This is a genomic window from Pseudomonas sp. MT92 (assembly GCF_058792515.1).
Window position 1 is genome coordinate 196,526 of record NZ_JBXAFA010000003.1, and the last position, 26,537, is coordinate 223,062.

Consider the following 26,537-nt stretch of genomic DNA (forward strand, 5'->3'; position numbering starts at 1 on the left):
ATGAACAACGGCGCTGTCACGCCGGTTTTGCTGTCCGCTTGCTGCCCGCCGTTGCTTTACGCTTGGCCGGCTTGCGCTTGTTTTTCCACGGTGTTGCGCCACGTCCGGCGGGGCTGGCCGGACCGCTGATGGTCAGGCTCAGGCCGGCACAACGGCTGACCTGCTTGCTCATCCAGGCGGCTTGTTTGGTGACGAATTCTTCAAGGCTCATTTCGCCGCTTTGCACCATGTCCAGCGCCTGTTCCCAGATGGCCGTGGTGCCCGGATCGGCAATCGCCCGCGGGACTGCGTCGATCAGGCTGAAAGCGGCGGGGGTGGCAGCCAGCGCCTTGCCGTTCTTGACCAGGTACCCACGGTCGAGCAGGCCCTGGATGATCGAGGCGCGGGTCGCTTCGGTGCCGATGCCGGTGGTGTCCTTGAGTTTTTGCTTGAGCAGCGGATCTTCCACCAGTTTGGCCACGTTCTTCATCGCCTTGATCAGATCGCCTTCGGTGAACGGCTTGGGCGGTTGCGTCCACAGGTCCTTGAGCTGCACGTTGGCCACTGCGCAATCAATGCCTTCCTTGAGGTTGGGCAGTGTTTGCGGGGCCGGTGCTTCACGGCCCCTGGCCGGGGCAAGGGCTTCGGGCAACGCACGTTTCCAGCCGGGTTCGACGATCTGCTTGCCAACGGCACGCAAGGCTTCACCGGCGCAGTCGAAGTCGGCCTGGGTCCGGTCGTATTCGTGATTGGGCAGGAATTGGGCGAGGTAGCGTGCGCGGATCAGGGTGTAGACCGCGCGTTGTTTGCCCGCCAGTTTTTCGAGGTTCTTCGCGGCGGCGGTGGGGATGATGCCGTGGTGCGCGCTGACCTTGGCATCGTTCCAGGCCCGTGAGCGCCGCTGGGGCTCAAGGTGGTCGTGCAAGGCGTTCAGCGCGGGGTCGGCCTGACGCAGCGCCGCCAGGATACCCGGCGCTTCGCTGTGCTGACTGAGGGGCAAATAGCCGCAGTCACTGCGCGGGTAGGTGATGACTTTATGGGTTTCATAGAGCGCCTGGGCGATGTCGAGGGTTTCCTGGGCGCCAAGCCCGAGCTTCTTCGAACAGACTTCCTGCAAGGTGCCCAGGTCGAACGGCAGCGGCGCCACCTCGCGCATGCGTTCGGTGCGCAGCTTGATCACCCGGGCGCTCGCTGCACCGGTCATCGCAGCGGCCGCTCGTTGGGCCAGCGCCTGGTTCAGGCAGCGATCCTGATCGTCGCAAACCTCGCTGGCCGCCCGCCATTGCGCGGTGAACGCGGTGCCGTCATGCAGCAGCTGGACATCGATGGCCCAGTAGGCGACCGGTACGAAGTTGGCGATGCTGCGGTCGCGATCCACCACCAGACGCAGCGTCGGTGTTTGCACGCGCCCGACCGGCAACACGCCCTGATAGCCGGACTGGCGGCCGAGCAGGGTGAACAGCCGGCTCATGTTCATGCCGATCAGCCAGTCGGCCCGGGAACGCCCCAGCGCCGAATGGTAAAGGCTGAAGGTTTCGGCGCCCGGCTTGAGGGCGGCGAGGGCCTTGCGGATCGAGGCGTCGTCCAGCGCCGACAGCCATAAGCGGCGGATCGGCCCGCGATAACGGCAATGCTCCACCAGTTCCCGGGCGATCATCTCGCCTTCGCGGTCGGCGTCGGTGGCGATGATCAGTTCGTCGGCTTCGCCGAGCAGGCGTTTGACGGCCTTGTACTGACTGGCCGTGCGCGGTTTGACGGTCATTTTCCATTTGTCCGGAATGATCGGCAGGTCCGCCAGCACCCAGCGCTTGTAGCGTGCGTCGTAGGCATCCGGCGGCGCGGTTTCCAGCAGATGGCCGATGCACCAGGTCACCGTGACGTCCGTTCCCAGCCAGCAGCCATCGCCACGGCGCCTGGCACCGAGCACAGCCGCAATGTCTTTGGCCTGGGAAGGTTTTTCACAGAGGTACAGCCGCATAACCACCATCTTCGATCAGTGCCCGGAGAGGTGCACAGAATGGCGGGAGATGGACGCGGGGGCAATCTTTATCTGTATGGATGTACAGTTTTGCGTTGCAATGGTTTGCCTGATCCGTTCGGCTGCAAGGCGGCCGTGAGTGCGGAATTTGGGTTATACCTGATAGATCGTGGTCTCAGGTCATGGGGCTGCCGGGCAGCCCGTCGCGGGCAAGCCACGCCCCCCCAGGGTCAATCATCGTCATGAGGAACGAACTCCATGAAAAGCACCGGTCCCAGTCCTGTCATCACCATCGCCGAGCAACCCGGCTGTCTGCTGGTGAAGTTCCACGGTATCCAGGTGGCCGCGTCTTCGCGCGCCCTGGTGCTGCTGGAGGCCAATTATCCGCCGGTGTATTACGTGCCGCGAGAGGACATCGACGAGCAGTATTACGCCCGCACCGATCACACCAGCTATTGCCCTTACAAGGGCGATGCCAGCTATTTCAGTTTGCAGGTGCCGGGGCACGAAGGGGCTAATGCGGTATGGAGTTACGAAAACCCCAAGGTGTCGGTGGAGCAGATTCGCGGGTATGTGGCGTTCTATCCGGACCAGGTGACATTTGAGGTGGTCGAACTCGACGAGTGATGTTCGCAATACCGGTAGGAGCGAGCCTGCTCGCTCCTACCGTTAGTTACGGTCTTCCCTTAATTTTTGTGCAGGTCGACGTTGCGGGTCTCGCGCAAACAGATCAACCCCACCACCAGGCTGACGCCGGTGATCACCACCGGGTACCAGAGCCCGTAGAAAATGTCCCCGGTGTACACCACCAACGCGAACGACACCGTCGGCAGGAAGCCGCCGAACCAGCCGTTGCCGATGTGGTAGGGCAGGGACATCGAGGTGTAGCGGATGCGCGTCGGGAACAGCTCCACCATCAGCGCCGCCAGCGGCCCGTAGCACATCGCGGAAATGATGATCAGAGCGACAATCAGCGCGACGATCATCGGTTTGTTGATTTGTTGCATGTCGGCTTGCTGCGGATACCCGGCGAGGGTGACGGCGCCGCGCAATGCCGCTTCGTCAAACCCGTCGATCTTCACGTCGCCAACGCTGACCTGCACAGTGCTGCCGGCCGGCGCCACGGCGCTGGTATAGGGCAAGCCCTGTTTGACCAGGAAGGTTTTGACCTTGTCGCACGGGCTGTCGAATTTGGCCTTGCCCACTGGGTCGAACTGAAAGGTGCAGGTGGCCGGGTCGGCCAGCACGGTGATCGGTGCCTGACGGCTGGCCTGGTCGATGGCCGGATTGGCGTAATGGGCCAGGGTCTTGAAGATCGGGAAGTACAGCGCGGTGGCCAGCAGCAGGCCGATCATCAGCACCGGTTTGCGCCCGACCTTGTCCGACAGCCAGCCGAAGAAGATGAAGAACGGCGCACCAAGGGTCACGCTGACAATCAGCAGGCCGTTGGCGACGGCAGGGTCCATTTTCAAGAACTGGGTGAGGAAGAACAGCACATAGAACTGCGCGGCGTAGAAGGTCACGGCTTGCCCGGCGTTGATGCTGAACAGGGCGATGAGCACGACCTTGAGGTTTTCCCATTTGCCGAAGGAGTCGCGGATCGGCGACTTGCAGAGCTTGCCTTCCTCTTTCATTTTCACGAAGGCCGGCGACTCGTGCAGGCTCAGGCGAATCCAGGTCGAGATGCCCAGCAGGATGATCGAGAACAGGAACGGGATGCGCCAGCCCCAGACTTCGAACTGATCGCCCGTGAAGTAACGGCAACCGAGCACCACCAGCAGCGACAACAGCAGGCCAAGGGTCGCGGTGGACTGAATCCAGCTGGTGTGGAAGCCGCGTTTGCCGATGGGCGCGTGCTCTGCGACGTAGGTCGCGGCGCCGCCGTACTCGCCGCCCAGGGCCAGGCCCTGAAGCATGCGCAGCGCCACGAGGATGATCGGCGCGGCGATGCCGATGCTCGCGTAGTTCGGTAGCAGCCCGACGCAGAAGGTCGCCAGGCCCATGAGGACGATGGTGGCGAGGAAGGTGTACTTGCGTCCGATCATGTCCCCCAACCGACCGAACACCAGGGCGCCGAACGGCCTCACGATGAAGCCGGCGGCGAAGGCCATCAGGGCAAAGATGAACGCCGTGGTGTCGTTGACCCCGGCGAAGAACTGCTTGCTGATCACCGCCGCGAGGGCGCCGTAGAGGAAAAAGTCATACCACTCGAAGACTGTCCCGAGCGAAGAGGCGAAGATGACTTTCTGGGTGTCCTGGCTGGTACGCACGCTGCGTAGGCTCTCCAGGGGCTGAACGTGTTCTGACATATCGGTATCCCTCACAGTGATTGTTTTTGTTGTTCCACTGTCGACGCCGGCTTTGTGGGCGGGCGCCGCTACTTCGATGTATCGGATGTACGCGTTTGTGCAGGGTTCACGGGTGTGTGACCCGTTCCTTTGTCTCGGTGATGCTCCTTGTGTGGGGGTTGAGGATCAGTTGTGCCGCTTTCTCGGCGATCATCAGCGTGGGCGAACAGGTATTGCCCGAGGTGATGCGCGGCATGATCGAGGCGTCGGCGATGCGCAGGCCGGGGATGCCGTGCACGCGCAGTTCGGCATCGACCACTGCGTGCGTGTCATTGCCCATGCGGCAAGTGCCGACCGGGTGGAAAATCGTGGTGCCGATCCGGGCGGCGGCTTCGTGCAGCTCTTCTTCGCTTTGCAGGCGGTCGCCGGGCAGGTATTCCACCGGTTTGAAGGCCTTCAAGGCCGGTGCGGCAACGATGCGCCGGGTCAGGCGAATGGCGTCGGCCGCGACGCGCAAATCCTCCGGATGGCTCAGGTAGTTGGGTTGAATCAGTGGCGCGTCCTGCGGGTTGGCGGAGCGGATTTCCACCCGGCCGCGACTCTGCGGGCGCAGGTCGCAGACCGATGCGGTGAAGGCGGGGAAGGCGTGCAGCGGTTCACCGAAGCGCTCCAGCGACAGCGGTTGCACGTGATATTCCAGGTTCGCCGAGGTCTGTTCCGGCCCCGAACGAGCGAACGCGCCGAGCTGACTGGGCGCCATGGACAGCGGGCCGCTGCGGTCATACAGATAGCGCAGGCCCATGCCCATCTTGCCCCACAGGCTGCCGGCGATCTGGTTCAGGGTGCGGGCATTTTCCAGTTTGTAGATCAGGCGCAATTGCAGGTGATCCTGCAGGTTGCCGCCGACGCCGGCCAGTTCATGCGCGACGCCGATGCCCAGCCGTTGTAGGAGTGGGCGAGGGCCGATCCCGGAACGCTGCAGGATGCTCGGCGAGCCGACCGAACCGGCGCTCAGGACGATTTCCTTGCGAGCCTTGAAGGTCCTGGCCTGATCCTGCCAGCGAGCGACGACCGCTGCAGCGCGGCCATTGTCCAACAGCACGCGGTCGACTTCGACGCCGGTCAGCACGGTCAGGTTGGGGCGATGGCGGATGGGCTTGAGAAACGCCTTGGCCGCGTTCCAGCGGACCCCGGCCTTTTGATTGACCTGAAAGTAGCCGCAGCCTTCGTTGTCGCCCTGGTTGAAGTCATCGATGCTGGCGATGCCGCTTTGCTCGGCGGCACTGCGGAAGGCATCGAGAATCGGCCACGACAGGCGCTGGCGTTCGACCCGCCACTCACCGGCACCACTGTGAAACGCCGAGTCGCCGGCAAAGTGGCTTTCGCTTTTCTTGAACAGCGGCAGGACGTCTTGCCAGCGCCAGCCCGGATTGCCCTCGGCAGCCCAGCTGTCGTAGTCGCCCGCCTGGCCGCGCATGTAGATCATGCCGTTGATCGAGGAGCAGCCACCGAGCACTTTGCCGCGTGGATAGCTCAGGGCTCGGCCTTGCAGGCCGGGTTGGGCTTCGGTCTTGAAGCACCAGTCGGTGCGCGGGTTGCCGATGCAGAACAGGTAACCCACCGGGATGTGAATCCACGCATAGTTATCGCGACCGCCGGCTTCGAGCAGCAGTACGCGGTGTTGCGGGTTGGCCGACAGCCGATTGGCCAGCAAACAACCGGCCGGGCCGGCCCCGACCACGATGTAGTCGTACTCATCAAGGGAAGTCTGCATCCCTGACCTCATGTTGTTGTTCTTGTTGATCCATCCTAGTTGTTAGCTTTCGTCAAAAGAATGTTAGTTTTTACGCAGCTGCTGTGCGTTTTTAAACACCTGTAAACAAGGACGATTCATGTTCGACTGGAATGACTTGCGGTTTTTTCTCGAATTACAGCGCAGCGGACGTTTGTTGACCGCAGCCCGACGCTTGAACACGACCCACGCCACCGTCGCGCGGCACATCGAGGCCATCGAAAAAAGCCTCGGCACCGCGCTGTTCGTTCAGCATGCCCAGGGTTACGAGCTGACACCGGCCGGCGAGGCGCTGCTCAAGCACGCCGAAGCCATGGAGAACGTCGCGCTGCTGGCCCAGGAGGAAATCACCCAATCCACGGCGCCCTTGGGCAAGATCCGGGTCGGGGTCACGGAAGGACTGGGCATCATGTTCCTGGCCAGCCGCATGAATGGCCTGTTCGAACGCTATCCGGGGCTGGAGGTGGAACTGGTGGCGGTGCCCCGTTTCGTCAGCATCCTCAACCGCGAGGCGGAAATCAGCATCCACCTCGAACGACCGGCCGCCGACATGCTGGTCACCCGCAAACTCACCGACTATCGCCTGGCGCTTTACGCCAGCCAGGAGTACCTCGACCGTTCGCCGGCGCTGCGTAGCCGCGAAGACCTGGGCCGGCATGCGTGGATCGGTTACGTCGACGATTTGCTGTTCAGCCAGGAACTGATGTTCCTCAACAGCTTCTGCCGCAACCCGCGGGTGGTGTTCCACAGCACCAGCGTCATCGCCCAGCAACAGGCCGCGCGCGCGGGCCTGGGGATCGCGGTGCTGCCGTGTTACATGGCCAGCGCCGATCCCGGACTGGTGCCGTTACTGCCGGAGGAGAGCATCCAGCGCAGCTACTGGATCAGCACCCGCCGCGAGCTGCACAAATCCGTGCGGTTGCGCGTGTTGTGGGACTACGTGGTGCAATTGTGTGAACGGGAACAGGGCTTGTTGCTCGGCCCCAGCCCCCTCTAGGGACGGCTCCCAAGGGGACGCTAGGCAGTACTGATTGGCCGGGCATCCGGAATCGTCAGGGTTGCCTGCAACCCGCCTTCAGGTCGGTTGACCAGGGTGATGCGTCCACCCAGTCGATGGGCAATGGTGTTGACGATTGTCAGCCCCAGTCCCGCGCCTTGGGCGTTACCACGACTGTAGAAGCGTTCGAACACACGTGCGCGATCCGCTTCGTCGATACCCGGTCCCTGATCCAGGACACTCAGCGCGTAGAAACCATCGGCCTGACTCAACTGCACGGTAATAACGCCGTGCTCGGGGGAGAAGTTCGCGGCATTGGTGATCAGGTTGTTCAGCGCGATGTCGAGGGTGGCGGCGTCGGCGAAGACCTTGCAGGGGCGGTCACTGGCGTCGAAGGCCAGTTCCAGATGTTTGCTCAGAAGCCAGGGTGTGAGCTGGACCAGGCTGTCACGGACGGTTTCGGTCAGGTCGATAGCGTGCAGTGCCGGCGTCTGGTTCTTGGGTTCGAGGCGGGCCATGGTCAACAGCTGGTTGACCAGGCGGCTGGTGCGATCGACGCCGGCGATCAGGAACGCCAGGGACTCGTGGCGCTCCTCTTCGGTGCCGGCCTCCATCAGGTTCTGCGCGTGCACCCGCAAGACTGCGAGGGGCGTGCGCATTTCATGGGCGGCATCGGCAATGAAGCGCCGCTCTCGGCCGAGCACTTCCTGAATCTGTGCCAGCATGCGGTTGAGTGCCGCCTGCATCGGTTCGAGTTCGCTCGGCAGGGGCGTCAGGTGCAAAGGCTCGAGCGAGCCACTGTGGCGTGCCCGCAGGGTCTCTGCCATGTCGGCCAGGGGCTTGAGGCCCCAGCCAATGGCCATCCAGACCATCGCCGCGAGCACCAGGCTACCCAATATGTTCGGCCACAGGGTGTGACGCACGATGCGATCCACCAGATCCGCGCGTACGTCGTCGCGCTCACCGACCCAGATCCGCAGCTCATTCTGTTTGTCTTCGAGCAGGAAGGCGCGCCAGTGGCGGTTGTTCAGGTCCACCACGTCGCTGAAGCCCGGCGTGGCGGGCGGCGCGGTGAATGAGGGGGCGCTGACGGTGTGCACCAACACCTCGCCCTTGCGGTTCCAGACCTGGAAGGCGATTTTGGTTTCATAGGGATGGCCATCGACCTTTGGCTCCGCTTCGCTCAGGGCCTGGTTGAACGCCTGATACAGCTCGGCGTGTTGCTTGCTGGCCAGCGGCATGCGCATCACGCCCTGCAGCATCCGGGCGTTCTGGGCCAGTTGAGCGTCATAGACCTCGGCAATTTCATGGTTGCTGTCATGCAGGTTGAGCACGCTGATCACGGCGAGACCGGTGAGCATCAGGCCAATGATCAGCGTCAGGGTGCGACGCCGGATCGAAGTCATCGACGCTCCTCCACCAAGTAACCGACCCCACGTATGGTGCGGATCAGATCGGTGGAGAACTTCTTGCGCAGGTGATGGATGTGCACTTCCAGGGTGTTGCTTTCGGCTTCTTCGTTCCAGCCGTACAGCAATTGCATCAGATGATCGCGGGTGATCACCCGGCCGGGTGGCGAGAGCAGTTCGTGCAGCAGTTGATATTCCTTGGGCGTCAGGGCGACCGGCTCGCCGTTATAGCTGACTTGCTGGGTGCCGGGGTTCAGGCTGATGCCGGCGTGTTCGATCAGCATCTGCGCGCGGCCGGCGCTGCGCCGCAACAAGGCCCGCAGGCGGGCCTTGAACTCGGCCAGGTCGAAGGGTTTGATCAGGTAATCGTCGGCCCCGGCATCCAGCCCGGCGATGCGGTCCTCGGTGGCATCGCGGGCCGTGAGGATCAGCACCGGCAGGTTGGAGCCGCTGTCGCGCAGCCGTCGCAGCACGTCGAGGCCGTCCATGCGCGGCAGGCCAAGGTCGAGGACCGCCAGATCGAAGGATTCACTGAGCAACGCATGCAAGGCGCTGTTGCCGTCCTGCAACCAATCGACCGTGTAGCCCTCACGGCTCAGGGCCTGATGGATGCCTTCGCCCAGAGCCACGTCATCTTCAACCAGTAGTAAGCGCACACGGACTCCTGTCAGCCGAGTTTTTTATTCACGTCCACCAGCAATGCCTCGATTTCCTTGCGACGACCGGCATCAGCGGTTTCGCGGCCCGGTCTGGGCGCCGCTTGCAGGGCTTTTTGCAAGGCTGCCTTGGCTTCGGTGTAACGCTTTTGACGGTAAAGGTGATCGCCCCAGAAGTACAGGCTGTCGATGCCATTGGGGTTCAGTTGCAACGCTGTTTTGAGCAACTGCTCGGCCTTGTCCGCGTCGCCGAAGCCGATCGGCCAGCCGGGTACGCGATCATACAGCGCGGCAAGGCTGGTGTAGGCCGAGCCTTGCAGCGCCTTGGGGTCCAGGGCCAGGGCTTTTTCCAGGTCGACTTTGGCTTCCTTGACCTTGCTCAGTGCGCCAAGCCCGCCCTGGGCGCCGGCCCAACTGCTGGTAACGATCCCGGACCAGATCCAGGCTTCCGCGACGCTCTGGCGCTCCTGGGTGAAGGTCGAGGCCTGGGCGGCAAGCTTTTCGAAAGCCGCGGTTCGCTGGCCCTCGGGCAGTTCGTACTGAATGTGTGCCCAGTTTTGCTGAATGCCCAGCAGGCGTTGCTCGTCGGCGGCATCCAGTGCCCAGGCACTTTGGCTCAAGGCGCCCAGCAGCAGGTAAGCGGCGATTTTGTTCATGGTTTGAGATTCTCCTTGTCGGACTTCTGACTCAAGCTACGGATCAGTGGTAATTGCTTGCGCAGGCCTCGGTCCACCAGATTGGGCAGCAAGCTGTTGAGGCGCACGAAAAAACGTTCCGGCCAGCCCAGGTACAAATCGCGACGGTCACCGGCAATGGCGTGAATCACGGCGGCGGCCACGGTTTGCGGGTCGTCGACGTTGGACTTCAGGGCATCGTTGAGCGCCTGCGCCGCCGGGCTGTTCATGCTGGTGCGGGTGGCACGCGGGGCGACGTAGAGCACACTGACCCGGGTGTCCGCCAGCTCCCGGCGCAGGGCTTCGGAAAAACCGCGCAACGCGAACTTGGTGGCGCAATAGCTGGCGTAGCCGGGATAGCCGATGGAACCGTAGGTTGACCCGACGTTGACCACCATGGCGCTGGTTGCCTGCTTGAGCAGTGGCAAGAGGGTTTTCGTCAGGCAGATCGGTGCACCGACATTCAGCGCGAGCATCGCGTTGATCTCGCTGTCATCGAGTTGTTCGAGCATGGCGAAATGATTGACCCCGGCGGCATTGATCAACAGGTTGATGCCACCGATGCTTTCGGCCTCGGCCAGAACTTCGTTGCGGTCCGCGAGCGACGTCAGGTCAGCCGCGATCCAGCACAGGTTATTGGGGTAACGCTCGAGCAACGGCTCCAACGGTTGTCGATGCCGGGCCACGGCCAAAACCCGGGCGCCGCTGTCGCACAAGGCCGTGGCGATGGCCAGGCCTATGCCGCCGCTGGCACCGGTCAATACCACACGAGCTTCAGACAGGCGCATGGGCGTTCTCCTCGTCACGTGGCAAACCGCGGAACATGTCGGCGTAGAGCTTGTACACCACCTTGGAGGCGTGAATGACCGCGGCCTGATCGTCCGGGTCGTCCAGCGTGTTCATCAAGCGACGGTAGGTCTGCATGTGCTCGATATCCAGTGAACCGTGGGAACTGAGGTAGCTGAAGGCGCTTTCCGGCAAGTCCAGGCGCTCGCGAATACTGCCGGCGGCGTGGGTGGCCAGGGCGATGCTGGTGCCTTCGAGCACGTTGACCATGCCGAACAGACCCACCGGGTTGTCCCGGGCAATCAGGTCGTAGAGAAAGCTCACCATCAATTCGATGGGGAGCGAAGGGCGGCCGTCACGCACGGCGGATTTGTCGCCGCCGCAGGCTTCGATGTCGTTGAGGATCCACTGTTCGTGGCCGTATTCGTCCTCGATGTACTCGCACACCGCTTGCCGCAGCCATTCCAGGCGTGAGGGCAGGCGCGCGCCACAGGCCATCATCAGAGGCACCGTGTGGCGAACGTGGTAGTAGGCTTGCGTCAGGAACGCCCGGTAGCTTTCCAGGCTGACCTTGCCCTCCAGGGCATCGCGAATGACCGGTAGGTTGAACAGTTCATGGCGTTCCTGGTGGGTGGCTTCTTGCAGTGCGTCAAAAAAACTCATGATGCGGTGTCCTCTGAAAACGCAGATTCGGTCAGTTGTGCCCGGTATCGCTCGACAATGGCGTCGCGGCGGGGGCGGCCATTGGCGGTCAGCAGGCCATTGGCCGGGGTGAAGGGTTGATCCAGGCGGGTCCAGTGATGGACCCGGGCGTAGTCGGGCAAGTCCGCGTTGGCCTCGGCCACGGCGGCGGCCAGTTGCTCGTCCGGGCAGTCGGGGCGATGGGGCCAGAGCAATGCATGGTTGTGGGGCATGGCTTCGCCGTAGACGAACGCCTGGGCGATATGACGACGTTGGGTCAATTCGGCCTCGACCCACTCGGGGTTCACGTTACGACCGAAGCTGGTGACGAACTGATGCTTCTTGCGCCCCTTGAGGTAAAGGAAGCCCTCGGCGTCGAATTCGCCGAGATCGCCGCTGGACCACCATTGATCGGTGTGCGGCGCGTCCCCCAGGTAGCCGAGCAGCGTCGACCCCTTGATCAGCACTTCACCGTCGTCGGCCAGGCGAATCTGCACATGGGGCAGGGGCCGGCCGACGCTGCCGGGGCGACATGCCTGCGGCCGATTGAGGCAGACCACTGACGCGCACTCCGACAGACCGTAGCCTTCGTAGACCGGTATGCCCACGCGTTGCGCCCGCTGCAGCAACTCCGTGGCAACCCGCGCACCGCCCACCGCGGCAAAACGCAGGTGTTGTGGGTCGAAGCCTTTCTGCTCGGCGGCGCTGACCAGCATCAACAGCAATTGCGGCACCAGAATCAGACTCTGCGGTGCACGGGCGGCCAGACACCCCAGCAAGCGCGGTACATCCACGCCGCTGGCGCCCTGAATGCCCAGGGTTTTCTGGCTGGGCAGGCTCAAGGTCGCCCCCGCGTACAGCGCCGCATAACAACCGATGTTTTCCAGCAGGATGGCCAGCGGCAGCAGGGCCAGGTGGTGCTGCGGCTGGCTGGGCCGGCTGGCCAGTTCCAGTTCGCGGGCCACTTGCAGAATGCTCTCGGCACTCAGGCAGACGCCTTTCGGTGTGCCGGTGGTGCCGGACGTGAAGGTCAGCTTGGCGGTGCCTTCGGGCATCCGCTCGGGTCCCTTGAAGGTGCGGCGCCAGAACTCGCCGGTGCGTTCATAACCGCTCGCTCGCAGGTCGCTGTCCAGCTCCGGCCCGGCGATCACAAGTTCGGCCTGGCTCTGCTCCAGACAATGGTTGCGTTGGGCGGGGCTGAAGAACGGTGGCAACGTCAGGCACGTCAGGCCTTCAAACAGTGCGGCCAGGTCCCAGAGCATCGCTTCGACGCCATTGTCCAGCGCCAAGGCGACCACCTTGACGTTCTCATCGCGCAGGCGCTGTCGGTGGCTCGTCACCTCGGTGTAGAGGGTGGCGTAGTCCAGCTTCGACTGATCGCCCCACAAGGCGATGCCAAGGGGTTTTTCTTCGGCGTGACGGCGCAGGATCCCGTCGAATCGTTGCATTTCAGGCGACATGGTTGAACCCCTCCATGGACGTCGGCAAACCCAGGCGACCGAACAGTCCGATATTGCGCAAATGAATGAATCCGGCGCGGATATTGCCGACGTGCACCCAAGGCTTGCTCTCGTAATAGCTGCCCCAACTGTGTCGGTCCTCGCCCAGTCGCGCCGGGTCGGCGGCGCACAGGGTCACTGGCTTCAAACCGAGCCGGTGGAAGCTGTTGACCAGGCCAATGTTGCCGGTAAACGCCACCCATTCCAGGCCACCCATGGCCAGCAGGTAGGTGATGGCGATGATGCTCATTCGTGCGCTGCCGGTGTCACTGGCCGCCAGATTGCCCACTTCGACGATACCGGCCCGTTCCACCGGGCGATCAGCCGCGGCGCTGATCAGCGGGTCGATCGGTTCGTCCAGGTAACGCTCCAGAAACAGCTCTCCTTCATTGGCCAGGCGCACACCGGCCACTGCGCAGAGCTCACCCGCGTCATTGCTCATGCCGAACAGCTCCGGCATGAAATGGCGGATGTCGGCGCCGTGGGCCTTGCGGAAACGTTGCTGGATATAGGTTTCGAACGATTTGCGCTGGGGGTCATCCGGCAACGCTCTGGCCAGGCTCATCTGCGGTGTTTCCGCTTGGCCGAACTGCAGAGGCAAAGGGATGTTCCAGTAGGAATGGGGCATTGAAAGACGCCTCCCGGGGAAGATTGGGAGGAGTATCGGAAGCATTTCTTAACGGAGTCTGAAGGTGAGAAAAAAGTTAAATCACGTCGTCTTCAGGTTCGCTTAAGATTGGGCTGGCAGGGTAGCGCTCGATCAGGTTGTGCGAATGAGTCGCCAGCCTGGACTGACACTCACGAGGCCCACCATGACCCGCGATTCAACGGCACAACGTTACGGAAAACTGTCTATCACGCTGCACTGGCTGATGCTGGCGCTGTTTGTCGGCGTATACGCCTGCATCGAAATCAAGGGGTTGCTGCCCCGTGGCAGTACGGGGAGGAGTTTTTTTCTCGGGCTGCACGGTGTGTTCGGCTTGAGTATTTTTGCCCTGGTCTGGATCCGTCTGCTCGGACGGCTGACCCCGCGCCCACCCATCACGCCGGCGCCGCCCACCTGGCAGACCGGTGTTTCGCACCTGATGCATCTGGCGCTGTATGTGCTGATGATTGCCACGCCGTTACTGGCCTGGCTGATGCTGTCGGCAGGCGACAAACCGATGCCTTATTTTGAATTTGCCCTGCCGGCACTGGTGTCTGTCGATCCCGACCTGGCCAAACAGTTCAAGCACTGGCACGAGCTGCTCGGAAATGCGGGCTACTGGCTGATCGGCCTGCATGCGGCGGCAGGCTTGTTCCATCACTATTGGGTCCAGGACAACACCCTGACGCGCATGCTGCCCGGTCGCTCACGGGATGCGCTCAACCAGCGTCAACCCTGATCTCGAAGGCTGAACTCGCCACCCGTTCGCCATTGATCAACACATGCACCGCATGCCGGCCCGCATAGTGGCGACGGGTGGTCAGTTCCTTGATGTGCTGGCGGCGGGCGATGGATTCGGTGGCATTGCCAGGCAATGTCAGGGCCTTGAGCTTGAACACCTTCGCCGACGTGCTGCCGTTGGCCTTGACGTAGTCGACGGCGTAGTCGATCACCAGGCGCTGGCTGACCTCTGCCGTGGATTTGACGGCAAAGGACAGGGTGATTTTTTCCCCCAGGTCAATCACCGGCGGATTGACCTGCAGGTCGATGATCTCGACTTCAGGCTTGCTGCTGGCGCCGATGATGGCCAGTGCCCTTTGATTACCCTGTTTGATCAGGCTGCGCAGCGCGTGCCTGGCGATCCACGCCGTGTGTTTGTTATCCAGTGACCAGCTTTCGATCAGGTCCAGTACCCACTCGGGATGGTCCTTGGTGATGTCGTTGAGGTGATTGGCCACGGACTTGCGGACATACAGGCTGGGGTCGGCCTTGAGGTTGTCGAGAATGGCGGCGGCCAGGCGTGGCTCGGCCTGGATCGATTCCAGGCGAAACGACCACGGCAACCGTGGCCGGCAGCCTTCACTGGCCAGGCGCCGGACGTGTTCGTTGGCGTCCAGCGACCATTCATGCATCCGCTTGAGGGAACGCTCCAGATCGCGACGCAGGAAGTGACGGATGGCGAATTCCGAAGAGCCGAAGGCGGTGAAGTACTTGAGCGCGTCCATCGACAGTTCGAATCGCTCGGCGCCATAAGTCGCGACGTAGTGCGGCAGGCACATGCTGACGAAGCCGCTGTTCAGGCGCGGTGCGAGGGCGCGCAACACCGGCAGAGAGGCCTCGAAGTCCAGCGCCAGCACCGCGTGCAGGCATTCGCTGACACGGGCCATGCGTTGCATCACCGACAGTTCCGCCAGACCGGTTCTGGCCAGTTTCAGAAATGCCTTGGCGTCGAACCCGGGATGGACCGCGGTCATCTCGGTGGCAATGTGCTGGAGGCGTTCGGTGTTGAAGATTTCCTTGAGGGCGGGGGAGGATGAATCAGCAGCCATTGTGGATTCCTTTGCAGTCGTTATGCGTCCGATACCGCGCGTGATCGCTCAGCGCGGGCCTGTCCGCGCCGAGGTCCATCGTTTCATTCCCTGGCGGCTTGCTCTTCCAGCTGATCCGACTCAAACAGCCGCGCCAGTTCCGCCCGTGCTTCCTGCGCTGTCTGCATGACTTTCACCGCATCGTCGTACACCGCATGCTGGGCTTCAAGCACCTGCTCATCGTGATGTTTGAAGCGCTTGATCCGCGCATCCGCCTGGGCATGGGTCAATCCCAGCCCGATCAAGGTCTGCCGGCTCATTTCCAGGCTGGAATAGAAGGTCTCGCGCACCGGCAGGGCGTCCACGTCCATCAGCCGATGCACATGCTGGCGGTTGCGTGCGCGGGCGATGATTTTCATCTCCGGGTAGAGCTTGCGCACCAGCTCGGCGGTCTTGATGTTGGTGTCCGGGTCGTCGGTGGCAATCACGAAAAACTCCGCTTCGCCGACTTTCGCCGCCTTGAGGATTTCCGGACGCATCGGGTCGCCGTAGAACACGGGCACGCCGCCGAAGCTGCGGGACAGTTCGATGGTTTCCACCGACGTGTCGAGGGCGACGAACTTGATGTTCTGCGCCCGCAGGATACGCGCGACGATCTGCCCCATCCGGCCCATGCCGGCGATCACCACACGGGGAGCTTCGGTGTCGAAGTCGCGGAATTTCTCAGGCACCTCCACCGGTTGCACCTTGGGGCTGAACAGACGGTCGCACACCAGCAGCAACAACGGCGTCAGCGCCATGGACAGGGTGATGGTCAACACCAGCAAGTCGTACAGATGCGGTTCGAACAGCCCCTGATCGCGACCGATCTTGAACACCACAAAGGCAAACTCACCGCCGGCCGCCAGGACGATGCCGAGGCGAACGGCGTTGACCTTGCCCAGGCCTCCGGCCAGTCGACCGACGACAAACAGCAATGGCAGCTTGCAGGCGATGAGCAACAGGGTCAGGCCCAGCACCAGGGCAGGTGCACTCAGCAGCAGGCTCAGGTTCGCGCCCATGCCGACACTGATGAAAAACAGCCCCAGCAGCAGGCCCTTGAACGGTTCTATCTGCGCTTCCAGTTCATGGCGGTACTCGGAGTCCGCCAGCAGCAGGCCGGCAAGGAAGGCGCCAAGGGCCATCGACACACCGACCAGATCCATCAACCATGCCGTACCGATGACCACCAGCAGCGCCGTGGCCGTGGACACCTCGGGCAAGCGGGTTTTGGCCACCACCCGGAACACCGGACGCAACAGGTAGCGTCCGCCGATCACGACGACGGCTATGCTGCCCAGCACCCGCAAGCCGTGATTCACATCGTCGGCAGTACTGGTGTTGTGATCGACGCCGGCCAGCAACGGCACCATGGCGATCAGCGGGATCGCGGCGATGTCCTGGAACAGCAGAATGGCAAACGCCAGGCGTCCGTGGGGGCTGGTCAGTTCCTTGCGTTCGGCCAGGCTCTGCAAGCCAAACGCCGTTGAGGACAGCGCCAGGCCCAGGCCCAGTACGATCGCGCTGTTGAGCGGCTGACCGAACACCAGCAGCGCCACCACACCGATCACCGAGCCGGTCAACAGGACCTGCGCCAGCCCGACGCCGAACACCGACTTGCGCATCACCCACAAGCGTCGTGGCGACAATTCCAGTCCGATGATGAACAGCAGCAACACCACACCGAGTTCCGAGATATGACTGACACTCTGCGGATTGCCGATCAGGCCCAGCACCGAAGGCCCGATGATCACCCCGGCAAACAGATAACCCAGCACCGCCCCCAATTGCAGCCGCTTGGCCAGCGGCACGGTGAGCACCGCCGCGAGCAGAAACACGACAGCGGCTTGCAGCAGATTGCCTTCATGGGGCATGAGAAAAACTCCATTCACTCGGTACGGTGGGGGGCAAGGATAAAGGCTGGGGTTGCCTCATATCTACCGTGGATCGATGGCGGATGTGCAAGTGACATCGTGGACTTGCCCGTGAGGGACCCTGTCAGCCAGGCGTGATAGTGGCTGACACGCTGGGCGGCTCTATTCAATTCTGCCGTGGCTCAACGCCTGATCACCCAATCGGTACTGATTATTCCCGCTGCGCTTGGCCGCATACATCGCCAGGTCGGCAATGTGGATCAGCCGGTCCATGCTCGGCGCATGGTCGGGGAACACGGCCACGCCCAGGCTGGTGCCGATGTGGCGCTGGTCGTTGCCGATGGTGACGGGCGGGGAGAGCTCGACGAAGATTTTCTGACAAATGCTGCGGGCTTCGTCTTGCAGGCTGCGACCCTGAGGCAATCCCTGGAGAATGATCACGAATTCATCGCCGCCGATGCGGGCAACGGTGTCGGTCGCACGCAGGATCTTCTGGAGGCGGGTCGCGGTGGTCATCAGTACGCGGTCGCCGGCGGCGTGTCCATAGTGGTCGTTGATGGCCTTGAAGCCATTGAGGTCGACGAACACCAGCGCCACCCGCGTGTCGTTGACCCGCGCCTGTTCCAGCGCTTCGGCCAGACGTTCTTCGAGCACCAGCCGGTTGGGCAATCCCGTCAGTGGGTCAAAGTGCGCCAGGTGGCGCAGGTAACTGGCGGAAGCCTTTTCTTCGGTGATATCGCGCACCACGCCCATCATCTTGATCGTTTTGTCGTGCTCGTTCTTCACCACGTTGCCGGTCTCGCGCAACCAGCGGATGGTGCCGTCGGGCCAGACCACACGATATTCCTCGTCGTGATTCTCACCGGTTTCCAGGCAACGCAACTCGCCGGCCCGGACCCTGGCCCGGTCATCCGGGTGCACGCAGGCGCAGAACAATGCGTACGACGGGGTCACTTCGCCGATCTTGAACCCGAACATGCCGTAGATCGCGTCCGACCAGTAGAGCCTGTCGGTATCGACTTCCCAGTCCCAGGTGCCGATGCGGGCAAAGTACTGGCTGCGTTTGAAACGCTCCGCGTCGCCTTTCTGGTGGATATTCTGTCCTTTGCAGAGGTTGTCGATCAGTGTGCGGCATTCGCTCAGTTGCTTGCGCAACGTGCGCTCGCGCCAGAGCAGCGCGATGATCAGCGCGAGTATTCCCAAGCCAAGGGCAGTGTGGGTCGAGAGCAAAATCATTCTGGGGTGGCCATCATGGCGATGCGAACCGTCCGGGGAGGTTCGGTTATTTTAGTTCAGGATACTTCGGCAAACAGCTTTCAACGCCGCGCCTGACGGCAGCAAGGGTTGCCAATCGAGTGCAGATCTGGGAAAACGGCGCCGGTCAGGCCCTTGTCGGGCGAGAAAGCATACGAGTGAATTCAATGAATGACGAGCTTCAGGTGATTGACCTCCAACCGGGCGACGGCAAAGCAGCCGTCAAAGGCGCACTGATCACCACCCAGTACCGCGGCTGGCTGGAAGACGGTACGGAGTTCGACTCCTCCTACAGCCGGGGCAAGCCTTTCCAGTGCGTGATCGGCACCGGTCGCGTGATCAAGGGTTGGGATCAGGGCCTGATGGGCATGCAGGTCGGCGGCAAACGCAAACTATCGGTGCCGGCTCACTTGGGCTATGGCGAACGCACCATGGGCAAGATCCCGCCGAACTCGAACCTGGTTTTCGAGATTGAATTGCTGGAGGTGCTGACGCGTGATGATTGATCGATGTAGCCGGTGGCACCCGCCGGCTCGTCACAGCACCAATACCCCCTCTGAATAAATCCAGTCAACGCCTTGCCAACCCCCGGGCTATCGGCGACTATGCGCGCCGTATAGGGGTAGGGGGTATAGGTATGTCACACATTCACGAACACAAAGACGACTTGCTCAAACGGGTCCGGCGTATTGCCGGTCAGGTTCAGGCAGTGGAGCGCGCGCTGGAATCGGATGCCGATTGCGCCAAGACCTTACATTTGGTCGCGGCCATCCGCGGGGCGGTCAATGGTTTGCTGGAACAGTTCATCGATGCTCATGCCCGTGAGCATGTCGCGCATCCGGGGCTCAGCGACGAAGCTCGCGCCGAAGGCCTGGAAGACTTGTTGCAAGCCATCCGCCGTTACTCGAAATAGAGGTCTGGAACCATGACATTGACACCGCAGGCCTCACGTTTTTCCCATGACCATGTGTTTTTGGGCGCCTCCCACGACGAAAACGCCCGCCGCACCTTATGGGTCGTGGCACTGACGTTTGTGATGATGATCGGCGAAATTGCCGCTGGGTACATGACCGGTTCGATGGCGTTGCTGGCCGATGGCTTTCACATGGCAACCCATGCCGGAGCCTTGGGCATCGCCGCGGCGGCTTACGGTTTCGCCCGCCGCAACGCCAACAATGCGCGTTACAGCTTCGGCACCGGCAAGGTGGGGGATCTGGCCGGGTTTGCCTCGGCCATGGTGCTGGGGCTGGTATCGATCGGCATCGCTGGCGAATCCATCCTGCGCCTGTTCCAGCCGACGACCGTGGCCTTCACCGAGGCAACAGTGATTGCCGTGATAGGGCTGGCGGTGAACATTCTCAGTGCCTTCCTGCTGGCGGGCGACCACAGCCATCACGGTCACCACGATCACGGGCACGGCCATGACCACGGCCATCATCACGACAACAACCTGCGTTCGGCTTACCTGCATGTACTGGCCGACGCCCTGACCTCGATCCTGGCGATTGCCGCATTGCTGTCCGGGCGCTATCTGGGATGGGTCTGGCTGGACCCGGCGATGGGGATCGTCGGCGCCATCGTAATTGCAAAATGGGCCGTTGGATTGATGCGCGATAGCGCCGCTGTGCTGCTGGACACCACGGACGAACACGTGGCAGAGGAAATTCGCGAGCTGCTCGAATCGTCCGACGATGTGCGGATCAGCGATTTGCATGTGTGGCAGGTCGGCCCGCAGGCACGGGCGGCCATCGTCAGTGTGGTGGCGGCGGCGAACATCAGCGCCGATACCATCCGCGAACGCCTGGCGCCGGTCCATGAACTGTCACACCTGACGGTCGAACTGCGCAACGTTTAACCAGGTTTCACGCGTTATCGTTGACAGCCATCGCCAGCAGGCTGGCCCCCACAGAAGTCACCCTGCGAAAGACGCATAACGCACTTAAAACAAAGCCCCCCATCGGCAGGCCGATGGGGGGCTTTTGTGCATCAGGCGTCAGGTCAAACCTTGACGATCCAGCCTGCTGGGGCTTCGACGTCGCCGGTTTGCACGCCGGTCAGCTCTTTGTAGAGCTTCTGGGTGATCGGGCCGACTTCGGTTTCACTGTGGAACACGTGCAGATGGTCGTTGTAGCTGATGCCGCCGATCGGCGTGATTACGGCGGCAGTACCGCAAGCACCGGCTTCCTTGAAGTCCGACAGCTTGTCGATGAACACGTCGCCTTCGACCACTTCCAGGCCCAGGCGGGTTTTCGCCAGTTCGATCAGCGACAGACGGGTGATGCCCGGCAGCACGGATGGCGAGTTCGGGGTCACGAACTTGTTGTCGTGGGTGATCCCGAAGAAGTTGGCCGAACCGACTTCCTCGATCTTCTTGTGGGTCATCGGGTCCAGGTAGATTGCGTCGGCAAAGTGCGCTTTCTTGGCCTGGGAGCCTGGCATCAGGCTGGCCGCGTAGTTGCCACCGACTTTGGCCGCACCGGTGCCTTGCGGGGCGGCGCGGTCGTAGCTGGAGATCAGGAAGTTATGCGGGGTCAGGCCACCCTTGAAGTAGGCGCCTACCGGAATGCAGAAGATCGAGAAGATGAACTCGGGTGCGGTACGCACGCCGATGTTGTCGCCGACGCCGATCACGAACGGACGCAGGTACAGCGCGCCGCCGGTGCCGTAAGGCGGAATGAAACGCTCGTTGGCGCGGACCACTTCCTTGCACGCTTCGATGAACTGCTCGGTGGACACGTGCGGCATCAGCAGGCGGGCGCAGCTGCGTTGCATGCGCGCGGCGTTCTGGTCCGGACGGAACAGGTTGATCGAGCCGTCCTTGCAACGATAGGCCTTCAGGCCTTCGAAGCATTGCTGGCCATAGTGAAGGGCAGTGGAGCCTTCGCTGATGTGCAGCACGTTGTCTTCGGTCAGGGTGCCTTTGTCCCACTCGCCATTACGCCAGTGCGACAGATAGCGCTTGTCGGTCTTGATGTAGTCAAAACCCAGCTTGTCCCAATTGATGCTTTCGTTACCCATGACACCCTCTATCACTTAACAACCGCCGAAACGGTACAAGGCTTCTGACGTTTTTCCGGATGGGCACAACAATACTTCATTCCGGGCCGGTTTCGCAGCCCGGATTGCATTCCTTGCAGGAGCGAGCTTGCTCCAACAGGTTCGGGCTAGAGGTGCAACGCATGCCCCAGCGCGCGCAACGCCGCTTCCTGCACCGCCTCGCCGAGCGTCGGATGGGCATGGATGGTGCCACCAATGTCTTCCAGCTGCGCGCCCATTTCCAGGCTTTGCGCGAACGCCGTGGACAATTCGGATACCCCGACGCCTACCGCTTGCCAGCCCACGATCACATGATTGTCGCGACGGGCGACCACGCGCACGAAGCCGCTTTTCGATTCCAGGGTCATCGCCCGGCCATTGGCGGCGAACGGGAAGCTGGAAACGATGCAATCCAGCCCGGCAGCCCTGGCCTCGTCCGGTGTCTGGCCGACCACCACCAGTTCCGGGTCGGTGAAGCACACGGCGGCGATGGCGGTCGGGTTGAACTCGCGGGTCTTGCCGCTGATCAGCTCGGCGACCATCTCGCCCTGGGCCATGGCCCGGTGCGCGAGCATCGGTTCGCCGCTGAGGTCGCCGATGGCGTAGACGTTGTGCATGCTGGTCTGGCAGCGGTTGTCGATCTTGATCGACGCGCCGTTCATCGCCAGGCCCAGCGCTTCAAGGTTCCAGTCCTGGGTGTTCGGCTTGCGACCGACGGCCACCAGCACCTGATCGGTTTCCAGGTTCAGGGTGTCGCCGTTGGGGGCAAGCACTTGCAGGGTATTTGATTTGGAATCAAAGCCTTGAACGCTGTGCTTCAAGTAAAGAGTCACGCCGAGCTTTTTCAGTTCGTCGTGCACAGGCTGGGTCAGCTCGGCGTCGTAGGCCGGCAGAATGCGGTCCTGAGCCTCGACCACACTGACCTCGGCACCGAGCTTGCGATAGGCAATCCCCAGTTCCAGGCCGATGTAACCGCCGCCCACCACGATCAGCCGTTTCGGGACTGATTTCGGCGCCAGGGCTTCGGTGGACGAAATGATCGGCCCGCCAATCGGCAGCATGGGCAGGTTCACGCTCTTCGAGCCCGTGGCCAGCACCAGGTGCTCACATTGAATGCGCGTGTCGCCCACTTCAACGGTCTTGCCGTCGATGACCCTGGCCCAGCCTTGAATGACCTGGACCTTGTTCTTTTTCAGCAGCGCGGCGACGCCGGTGGTCAGGCGATCGACGATGCCGTCTTTCCACTCGACGCTCTTGCCGATGTCCAGGGTCGGCGCCGACACGCTGATGCCCAGGGCCGAATGCTGGTTGTGCTGTTGTGTCTGGTGAAACTGCTCGGCGACGTGGATCAGCGCCTTGGACGGAATGCAGCCGATGTTCAGGCAGGTGCCGCCCAGGGACTGGCCTTCTACCAGAATGGTCGAAATGCCCAACTGGCCGGCACGGATCGCCGTCACATAACCGCCGGGGCCGCCGCCGATGATCAGCAGCGTGGTGTGCAGAGTTTGCATGCATGCCTCTCTAATAATCAGTCCACGAACAGGGTGGCGGGTTGTTCGAGCAAGCCGCGCACGGCCTGGATGAATTGCGCCGCGTCCATGCCGTCGACCACGCGGTGATCGAAGGAGCTGGAGAGGTTCATCATCTTGCGGATCACGATCTGGCCTTTGATCACCATCGGCCGTTCGACGATCTTGTTGACGCCGACGATGGCCACTTCAGGCAGGTTCAGCACCGGGGTGCTGACGATGCCGCCAAGGGCGCCGAGGCTGGTCAGGGTGATGCTCGAGCCGGACAGTTCATCGCGGCTGGCCTTGCCATTGCGTGCGGCCGTGGCCAGTCGGGCGATTTCCGCCGCGCTGTCCCACAGGCTGCGGGCTTCGGCGTGGCGCACCACCGGCACCATCAAGCCGATGTCGGCCTGGGTGGCGATACCCACGTGCACCGCGCCGAGGCGTGTGATGACCTGGGCTTCGTCGTCGTAACGGGCGTTGATCTGCGGGAAGTCGCGCAGGGCAACGACCAGGGCGCGGACCAGGAAGGGTAGCAAGGTCAGCTTGCCACGGGTCGCACCGTGTTTTTCGTTGAGGTGCGCGCGCAGCTCTTCAACAGCAGTGACGTCGATTTCTTCGACGTAGCTGAAATGCGCGGCGCGTTGCGTGGCGTCTTGCATGCGCTGGGCGATCTTGCGGCGCATGCCGATCACCGGGATCTGCGCTTCATCGTTGCGCTGGGCGTAAGCGCTGCTGACGCTCGACGCATTCGACTGGCCCTGGGCCAGGTAGGCCTCGAGGTCATCGTGCAGCACCCGACCGGCCGGGCCGGTGCCGCGTACCAGACGCAACGCAATACCCAGGTCCAGCGCATGCTTGCGCACGGCCGGGGACGCCAACGGACGCTCATTCGCCTCACGGGCCACCAGCGGGCCCTGGCACACGGCCGGGCGCGGCGTGGCGGCAGCGACCGGTTTGCTTTCGACCACGGCTTCCACTTTCGGGGCTGCAATCGGTGCTTCTTTTACAGCGGTCGCTGGCTGAGCCGACTCTTTAACGTTGCCCGCGCCCTCGACTTCAATGCTGATCAGCACACTGCCGACCGCCATGACTTCGCCTGGCTGGCCGCCAAGGGCGATGACTTTGCCATGCACCGGCGACGGGATATCGACCATCGCCTTGTCGGTCATGACATCGGCCAACACTTGATCCTCGACGACCATGTCGCCGACCTTGACGTGCCACACCGACAGTTCAACTTCTGCAATGCCTTCGCCAATGTCCGGCATTTTAATAACGTGCGTGCCCATTCAGACCTCCATGACCCGTTTCAACGCCGCGCCCACTCGGGACGGACCAGGGAAATACGCCCACTCCTGCGCGTGCGGGTAGGGGGTGTCCCAACCGGTGACGCGTTCGATCGGCGCTTCCAGGTGGTGGAAGCAGTGCTCTTGCACCAGCGCCGTCAGTTCGGCACCGAAACCGCAAGTGCGGGTGGCTTCGTGAACGATCACGCAGCGCCCGGTTTTCTTCACCGACTTGACGATGGTTTCCAGGTCCAGCGGCCACAGGCTGCGCAGGTCGATGACTTCGGCATCCACGCCGCTTTCTTCGGCGGCAACTTGCGACACGTACACCGTGGTGCCGTAGGTCAGTACGGTGACATCCTTGCCAGGACGGGCAATGGCGGCAACGTCCAGCGGCACGGTGTAGTAGCCGTCCGGAACCTGAGCGGCGGGGTGTTTCGACCAAGGGGTCACCGGACGGTCGTGGTGGCCGTCGAACGGGCCGTTGTACAGGCGCTTGGGCTCCAGGAAGATCACCGGGTCATCGTTTTCGATGGAGGCGATCAACAGTCCCTTGGCATCGTAGGGGTTGGACGGCATGACGGTGCGCAGGCCGCACACTTGAGTGAACAGCGCCTCGATGCTCTGGCTGTGGGTTTGGCCACCGTAGATGCCGCCGCCACAGGGCATGCGCAGGGTCAGTGGCGCGGTGAATTCGCCGGCCGAGCGATAACGCAGGCGGGCGGCTTCGGAAATGATCTGGTCGTAGGCCGGGTAGACGTAGTCGGCGAACTGGATCTCCACCACCGGCCGCAGGCCGTAGGCGCCCATGCCCACGGCAGTGCCGACGATGCCGCTTTCGGAGATCGGCGCATCGAACACCCGCGAGGTGCCGTACTTGGTCTGCAAGCCTTCGGTGCAACGGAACACGCCACCGAAGTAGCCGACGTCCTGGCCGAACACCACGACATTGTCGTCACGCTCAAGCATCACATCCATGGCCGAGCGCAGGGCCTGGATCATGGTCATGGTGGTCGTGGTCATGGCGGTGTCCAACTGAATATTGTTGTTGTGATCGTTCATGTCAGATCCCCAGTTCCTGACGCTGGCGCTTCAAGTGCTCCGGCATCTCTTTGTAGACGTCTTCGAACATGGTCGCGGCGCTTGGAATCTGGCCGCCGGCGAGGGTGCCGTACTGTTCGGCTTCTTTCTGCGCGGCGATCACTTCGGCTTCCAGCTCGGCGCTGACGGCGGCGTGTTCCTCTTCGGACCAGTGGCCAACCTTGATCAGGTGCTGCTTGAGGCGCGCGATCGGGTCGCCCAACGGGAAGTGGCTCCAGTCGTCGGCAGGACGGTATTTGGACGGATCGTCGGAGGTCGAGTGCGGACCGGCACGGTAGGTGACCCATTCGATCATGGTCGGGCCGAGGTTGCGGCGGGCGCGTTCGGCGGCCCAGGCAGAAGCGGCATAGACCGCATAGAAATCGTTGCCGTCGACCCGCAGCGAAGCGATGCCGCAACCCACGCCACGACCGGCGAAGGTGGTCGCTTCACCACCGGCGATGGCCTGGAAGGTGGAGATCGCCCACTGGTTGTTGACCACGTTGAGGATCACCGGCGCGCGGTACACGTGGGCGAAAGTCAGGGCGGTATGGAAGTCCGATTCGGCAGTGGCGCCGTCGCCGATCCAGGCCGAGGCGATTTTGGTGTCGCCCTTGATCGCCGAGGCCATGCCCCAGCCCACCGCTTGCACGAACTGGGTGGCGAGGTTGCCGGAGATGGTGAAGAAACCGGAGTCCTTGACCGAGTACATGATCGGCAGCTGACGGCCCTTGAGCGGATCGCGCTCGTTGGACAGCAGTTGGCAGATCAGGTCCACCAGCGGCACTTCGCGGGCCATGAGGATGCTTTGCTGACGGTAGGTCGGGAAGCACATGTCGTCGATGTTCAACGCCAGGGCCTGGCCGCTGCCAATGGCTTCTTCGCCGAGGCTCTGCATATAGAACGACATTTTCTTCTGGCGCTGGGCGACCACCATGCGGTTGTCATAGATCCGCGTCTTGAGCATGGCGCGCATGCCTTTGCGCAGGACCTCGACTGGCACGCCTTCAGCCCATGGACCGAGGGCATTGCCCTGGTCGTCGAGCACGCGAATCAGGCCCTTGGCCAGATCGGCGGTATCGGCCGGTTCAACGTCGATGGAGGGTTTGCGCACCGTGCCGGCGTCGGTCAGACGCAGGTAGGAGAAGTCGGTTTTACAGCCGGGACGGCCCGAGGGTTCGGGAACGTGCAGGCGCAGCGGTTCGTACGCTTGGTTCATGGCTTCTACGCTCGATCTTGTGAATTTCTTGTAGTGAGCTGA

The 26,537-nt window shown here is 62.5% G+C and carries 24 protein-coding genes; 6 read left to right on the forward strand and 18 right to left on the reverse strand.

Annotation, left to right across the window (positions count from 1 at the left end; translation table 11 throughout):
- Positions 1 to 16: 16 nt before the first annotated feature.
- Positions 17 to 1,957: a DNA topoisomerase III gene (locus AC1Q6D_RS06770; protein WP_103404314.1), complete on the reverse strand. Its 1,941-nt coding sequence runs from the start codon at positions 1,955 to 1,957 to the stop codon at positions 17 to 19.
- A gap of 258 nt (positions 1,958 to 2,215) precedes the next feature.
- Between AC1Q6D_RS06770 and AC1Q6D_RS06775 the strand changes: the two genes are divergently transcribed.
- The gene (locus tag AC1Q6D_RS06775) at positions 2,216 to 2,584 is read left to right on the forward strand and encodes a DUF427 domain-containing protein (protein WP_090468789.1); all 369 of its coding nucleotides are present in this window, start codon (positions 2,216 to 2,218) and stop codon (positions 2,582 to 2,584) included.
- Between the two features lie 59 nt (positions 2,585 to 2,643).
- Here the strand turns inward: AC1Q6D_RS06775 and AC1Q6D_RS06780 are convergent, their stop codons facing one another.
- Entirely contained in the window at positions 2,644 to 4,266 is a 1,623-nt protein-coding gene (locus AC1Q6D_RS06780) for an MFS transporter (RefSeq protein ID WP_103404253.1), read from the reverse strand.
- 106 nt (positions 4,267 to 4,372) lie between these two features.
- A complete protein-coding gene (locus tag AC1Q6D_RS06785) occupies positions 4,373 to 6,019 on the reverse strand; it encodes a GMC family oxidoreductase (protein ID WP_103404254.1) in 1,647 nt (548 codons plus the stop codon).
- A 118-nt stretch (positions 6,020 to 6,137) separates the two neighbouring features.
- On the opposite strand from AC1Q6D_RS06785, the gene AC1Q6D_RS06790 reads away from it, so the two are divergent.
- On the forward strand, positions 6,138 to 7,034 hold the full coding sequence (locus tag AC1Q6D_RS06790; RefSeq protein WP_103404255.1) for a LysR family transcriptional regulator: 897 nt from the start codon (positions 6,138 to 6,140) through the stop codon (positions 7,032 to 7,034).
- 20 nt (positions 7,035 to 7,054) lie between these two features.
- Here AC1Q6D_RS06790 and AC1Q6D_RS06795 read toward each other — a convergent pair whose 3' ends face one another.
- From AC1Q6D_RS06795 to AC1Q6D_RS06825, 7 genes are read right to left on the reverse strand one after another with little or no spacing between them, the layout of a single operon-like run.
- The gene (locus tag AC1Q6D_RS06795; protein ID WP_103404256.1) at positions 7,055 to 8,440 is read right to left on the reverse strand and encodes an ATP-binding protein; all 1,386 of its coding nucleotides are present in this window, start codon (positions 8,438 to 8,440) and stop codon (positions 7,055 to 7,057) included.
- Positions 8,437 to 9,099, reverse strand: a complete 663-nt coding sequence (locus AC1Q6D_RS06800; protein ID WP_103404257.1) for a response regulator — start codon at positions 9,097 to 9,099, stop codon at positions 8,437 to 8,439. The genes AC1Q6D_RS06795 and AC1Q6D_RS06800 overlap by 4 nt, the downstream gene beginning before the upstream one ends.
- 11 nt (positions 9,100 to 9,110) lie before the next feature.
- On the reverse strand, positions 9,111 to 9,755 hold the full coding sequence (locus tag AC1Q6D_RS06805; RefSeq protein ID WP_047528138.1) for a tetratricopeptide repeat protein: 645 nt from the start codon (positions 9,753 to 9,755) through the stop codon (positions 9,111 to 9,113).
- Entirely contained in the window at positions 9,752 to 10,561 is an 810-nt protein-coding gene (locus AC1Q6D_RS06810; RefSeq protein ID WP_047528140.1) for an SDR family oxidoreductase, read from the reverse strand. The genes AC1Q6D_RS06805 and AC1Q6D_RS06810 overlap by 4 nt, the downstream gene beginning before the upstream one ends.
- Positions 10,548 to 11,222 (reverse strand): iron-containing redox enzyme family protein, encoded by a 675-nt coding sequence (locus AC1Q6D_RS06815; protein ID WP_103404258.1) that lies wholly within the window; start codon positions 11,220 to 11,222, stop codon positions 10,548 to 10,550. The genes AC1Q6D_RS06810 and AC1Q6D_RS06815 overlap by 14 nt, the downstream gene beginning before the upstream one ends.
- Positions 11,219 to 12,700 (reverse strand): AMP-binding protein, encoded by a 1,482-nt coding sequence (locus tag AC1Q6D_RS06820; RefSeq protein WP_103404259.1) that lies wholly within the window; start codon positions 12,698 to 12,700, stop codon positions 11,219 to 11,221. The genes AC1Q6D_RS06815 and AC1Q6D_RS06820 overlap by 4 nt, the downstream gene beginning before the upstream one ends.
- Positions 12,690 to 13,367 (reverse strand): thermostable hemolysin, encoded by a 678-nt coding sequence (locus AC1Q6D_RS06825; protein WP_047528145.1) that lies wholly within the window; start codon positions 13,365 to 13,367, stop codon positions 12,690 to 12,692. The genes AC1Q6D_RS06820 and AC1Q6D_RS06825 overlap by 11 nt, the downstream gene beginning before the upstream one ends.
- A gap of 184 nt (positions 13,368 to 13,551) precedes the next feature.
- On the opposite strand from AC1Q6D_RS06825, the gene AC1Q6D_RS06830 reads away from it, so the two are divergent.
- Positions 13,552 to 14,124, forward strand: a complete 573-nt coding sequence (locus tag AC1Q6D_RS06830) for a cytochrome b (RefSeq protein WP_103404260.1) — start codon at positions 13,552 to 13,554, stop codon at positions 14,122 to 14,124.
- Here AC1Q6D_RS06830 and AC1Q6D_RS06835 read toward each other — a convergent pair.
- From AC1Q6D_RS06835 to AC1Q6D_RS06845, 3 genes are all read right to left on the reverse strand, one after another.
- Positions 14,105 to 15,214, reverse strand: coding sequence for a DNA alkylation repair protein (locus AC1Q6D_RS06835; RefSeq protein ID WP_103404261.1), 1,110 nt, complete (start codon positions 15,212 to 15,214; stop codon positions 14,105 to 14,107). The two genes, AC1Q6D_RS06830 and AC1Q6D_RS06835, sit on opposite strands and share 20 nt — an antisense overlap.
- Positions 15,215 to 15,297: 83 nt before the next feature.
- Positions 15,298 to 17,106, reverse strand: a complete 1,809-nt coding sequence (locus AC1Q6D_RS06840; RefSeq protein ID WP_103404262.1) for a monovalent cation:proton antiporter-2 (CPA2) family protein — start codon at positions 17,104 to 17,106, stop codon at positions 15,298 to 15,300.
- A gap of 162 nt (positions 17,107 to 17,268) precedes the next feature.
- Positions 17,269 to 18,342, reverse strand: a complete 1,074-nt coding sequence (locus AC1Q6D_RS06845; protein WP_103404263.1) for a sensor domain-containing diguanylate cyclase — start codon at positions 18,340 to 18,342, stop codon at positions 17,269 to 17,271.
- Positions 18,343 to 18,527: 185 nt separating this feature from the next.
- Here AC1Q6D_RS06845 and AC1Q6D_RS06850 point away from each other — a divergent pair, with 185 nt between their 5' ends.
- From AC1Q6D_RS06850 to dmeF, 3 genes are all read left to right on the forward strand, one after another.
- Entirely contained in the window at positions 18,528 to 18,866 is a 339-nt protein-coding gene (locus AC1Q6D_RS06850; protein WP_103404264.1) for an FKBP-type peptidyl-prolyl cis-trans isomerase, read from the forward strand.
- Between the two features lie 131 nt (positions 18,867 to 18,997).
- Positions 18,998 to 19,273 carry a metal/formaldehyde-sensitive transcriptional repressor gene (locus tag AC1Q6D_RS06855; RefSeq protein WP_047528162.1) on the forward strand — a complete coding sequence of 92 codons (276 nt, stop codon included), beginning with the start codon at positions 18,998 to 19,000 and terminating at the stop codon, positions 19,271 to 19,273.
- A gap of 12 nt (positions 19,274 to 19,285) precedes the next feature.
- Positions 19,286 to 20,215 (forward strand): CDF family Co(II)/Ni(II) efflux transporter DmeF, encoded by a 930-nt coding sequence (dmeF, locus tag AC1Q6D_RS06860; protein ID WP_103404265.1) that lies wholly within the window; start codon positions 19,286 to 19,288, stop codon positions 20,213 to 20,215.
- 143 nt (positions 20,216 to 20,358) lie between these two features.
- Here dmeF and AC1Q6D_RS06865 read toward each other — a convergent pair whose 3' ends face one another.
- From AC1Q6D_RS06865 to AC1Q6D_RS06885, 5 genes are all read right to left on the reverse strand, one after another.
- Complete coding sequence (locus tag AC1Q6D_RS06865) at positions 20,359 to 21,378, reverse strand: branched-chain amino acid aminotransferase (protein WP_047528166.1); 1,020 nt, start codon at positions 21,376 to 21,378, stop codon at positions 20,359 to 20,361.
- Between the two features lie 146 nt (positions 21,379 to 21,524).
- On the reverse strand, positions 21,525 to 22,907 hold the full coding sequence (gene lpdA / locus AC1Q6D_RS06870; RefSeq protein ID WP_103404266.1) for a dihydrolipoyl dehydrogenase: 1,383 nt from the start codon (positions 22,905 to 22,907) through the stop codon (positions 21,525 to 21,527).
- 17 nt (positions 22,908 to 22,924) lie between these two features.
- On the reverse strand, positions 22,925 to 24,199 hold the full coding sequence (locus AC1Q6D_RS06875; RefSeq protein ID WP_103404267.1) for a dihydrolipoamide acetyltransferase family protein: 1,275 nt from the start codon (positions 24,197 to 24,199) through the stop codon (positions 22,925 to 22,927).
- Positions 24,200 to 25,258 (reverse strand): alpha-ketoacid dehydrogenase subunit beta, encoded by a 1,059-nt coding sequence (locus AC1Q6D_RS06880; protein ID WP_103404268.1) that lies wholly within the window; start codon positions 25,256 to 25,258, stop codon positions 24,200 to 24,202.
- Position 25,259: 1 nt separating this feature from the next.
- On the reverse strand, positions 25,260 to 26,495 hold the full coding sequence (locus tag AC1Q6D_RS06885; protein WP_103404269.1) for a 3-methyl-2-oxobutanoate dehydrogenase (2-methylpropanoyl-transferring) subunit alpha: 1,236 nt from the start codon (positions 26,493 to 26,495) through the stop codon (positions 25,260 to 25,262).
- Between the last annotated feature and the right edge of the window lie 42 nt (positions 26,496 to 26,537).

Excerpts from the sequence above, each read along its gene's own strand:
- AC1Q6D_RS06770 (WP_103404314.1), bottom strand. The coding sequence starts at position 1,957 with ATGCGGCTGTACCTCTGTGAAAAACCTTCCCAGGCCAAAGACATTGCG.
- AC1Q6D_RS06775 (WP_090468789.1), top strand. The coding sequence starts at position 2,216 with ATGAAAAGCACCGGTCCCAGTCCTGTCATCACCATCGCCGAGCAACCC.
- AC1Q6D_RS06780 (WP_103404253.1), bottom strand. The coding sequence starts at position 4,266 with ATGTCAGAACACGTTCAGCCCCTGGAGAGCCTACGCAGCGTGCGTACC.
- AC1Q6D_RS06785 (WP_103404254.1), bottom strand. The coding sequence starts at position 6,019 with ATGCAGACTTCCCTTGATGAGTACGACTACATCGTGGTCGGGGCCGGC.
- AC1Q6D_RS06790 (WP_103404255.1), top strand. The coding sequence starts at position 6,138 with ATGTTCGACTGGAATGACTTGCGGTTTTTTCTCGAATTACAGCGCAGC.
- AC1Q6D_RS06795 (WP_103404256.1), bottom strand. The coding sequence starts at position 8,440 with ATGACTTCGATCCGGCGTCGCACCCTGACGCTGATCATTGGCCTGATG.
- AC1Q6D_RS06805 (WP_047528138.1), bottom strand. The coding sequence starts at position 9,755 with ATGAACAAAATCGCCGCTTACCTGCTGCTGGGCGCCTTGAGCCAAAGT.
- AC1Q6D_RS06810 (WP_047528140.1), bottom strand. The coding sequence starts at position 10,561 with ATGCGCCTGTCTGAAGCTCGTGTGGTATTGACCGGTGCCAGCGGCGGC.
- AC1Q6D_RS06815 (WP_103404258.1), bottom strand. The coding sequence starts at position 11,222 with ATGAGTTTTTTTGACGCACTGCAAGAAGCCACCCACCAGGAACGCCAT.
- AC1Q6D_RS06820 (WP_103404259.1), bottom strand. The coding sequence starts at position 12,700 with ATGTCGCCTGAAATGCAACGATTCGACGGGATCCTGCGCCGTCACGCC.
- AC1Q6D_RS06825 (WP_047528145.1), bottom strand. The coding sequence starts at position 13,367 with ATGCCCCATTCCTACTGGAACATCCCTTTGCCTCTGCAGTTCGGCCAA.
- AC1Q6D_RS06830 (WP_103404260.1), top strand. The coding sequence starts at position 13,552 with ATGACCCGCGATTCAACGGCACAACGTTACGGAAAACTGTCTATCACG.
- AC1Q6D_RS06835 (WP_103404261.1), bottom strand. The coding sequence starts at position 15,214 with ATGGCTGCTGATTCATCCTCCCCCGCCCTCAAGGAAATCTTCAACACC.
- AC1Q6D_RS06840 (WP_103404262.1), bottom strand. The coding sequence starts at position 17,106 with ATGCCCCATGAAGGCAATCTGCTGCAAGCCGCTGTCGTGTTTCTGCTC.
- AC1Q6D_RS06845 (WP_103404263.1), bottom strand. The coding sequence starts at position 18,342 with ATGATTTTGCTCTCGACCCACACTGCCCTTGGCTTGGGAATACTCGCG.
- AC1Q6D_RS06850 (WP_103404264.1), top strand. The coding sequence starts at position 18,528 with ATGAATGACGAGCTTCAGGTGATTGACCTCCAACCGGGCGACGGCAAA.
- AC1Q6D_RS06855 (WP_047528162.1), top strand. The coding sequence starts at position 18,998 with ATGTCACACATTCACGAACACAAAGACGACTTGCTCAAACGGGTCCGG.
- dmeF (WP_103404265.1), top strand. The coding sequence starts at position 19,286 with ATGACATTGACACCGCAGGCCTCACGTTTTTCCCATGACCATGTGTTT.
- AC1Q6D_RS06865 (WP_047528166.1), bottom strand. The coding sequence starts at position 21,378 with ATGGGTAACGAAAGCATCAATTGGGACAAGCTGGGTTTTGACTACATC.
- lpdA (WP_103404266.1), bottom strand. The coding sequence starts at position 22,907 with ATGCAAACTCTGCACACCACGCTGCTGATCATCGGCGGCGGCCCCGGC.
- AC1Q6D_RS06875 (WP_103404267.1), bottom strand. The coding sequence starts at position 24,199 with ATGGGCACGCACGTTATTAAAATGCCGGACATTGGCGAAGGCATTGCA.
- AC1Q6D_RS06880 (WP_103404268.1), bottom strand. The coding sequence starts at position 25,258 with ATGAACGATCACAACAACAATATTCAGTTGGACACCGCCATGACCACG.
- AC1Q6D_RS06885 (WP_103404269.1), bottom strand. The coding sequence starts at position 26,495 with ATGAACCAAGCGTACGAACCGCTGCGCCTGCACGTTCCCGAACCCTCG.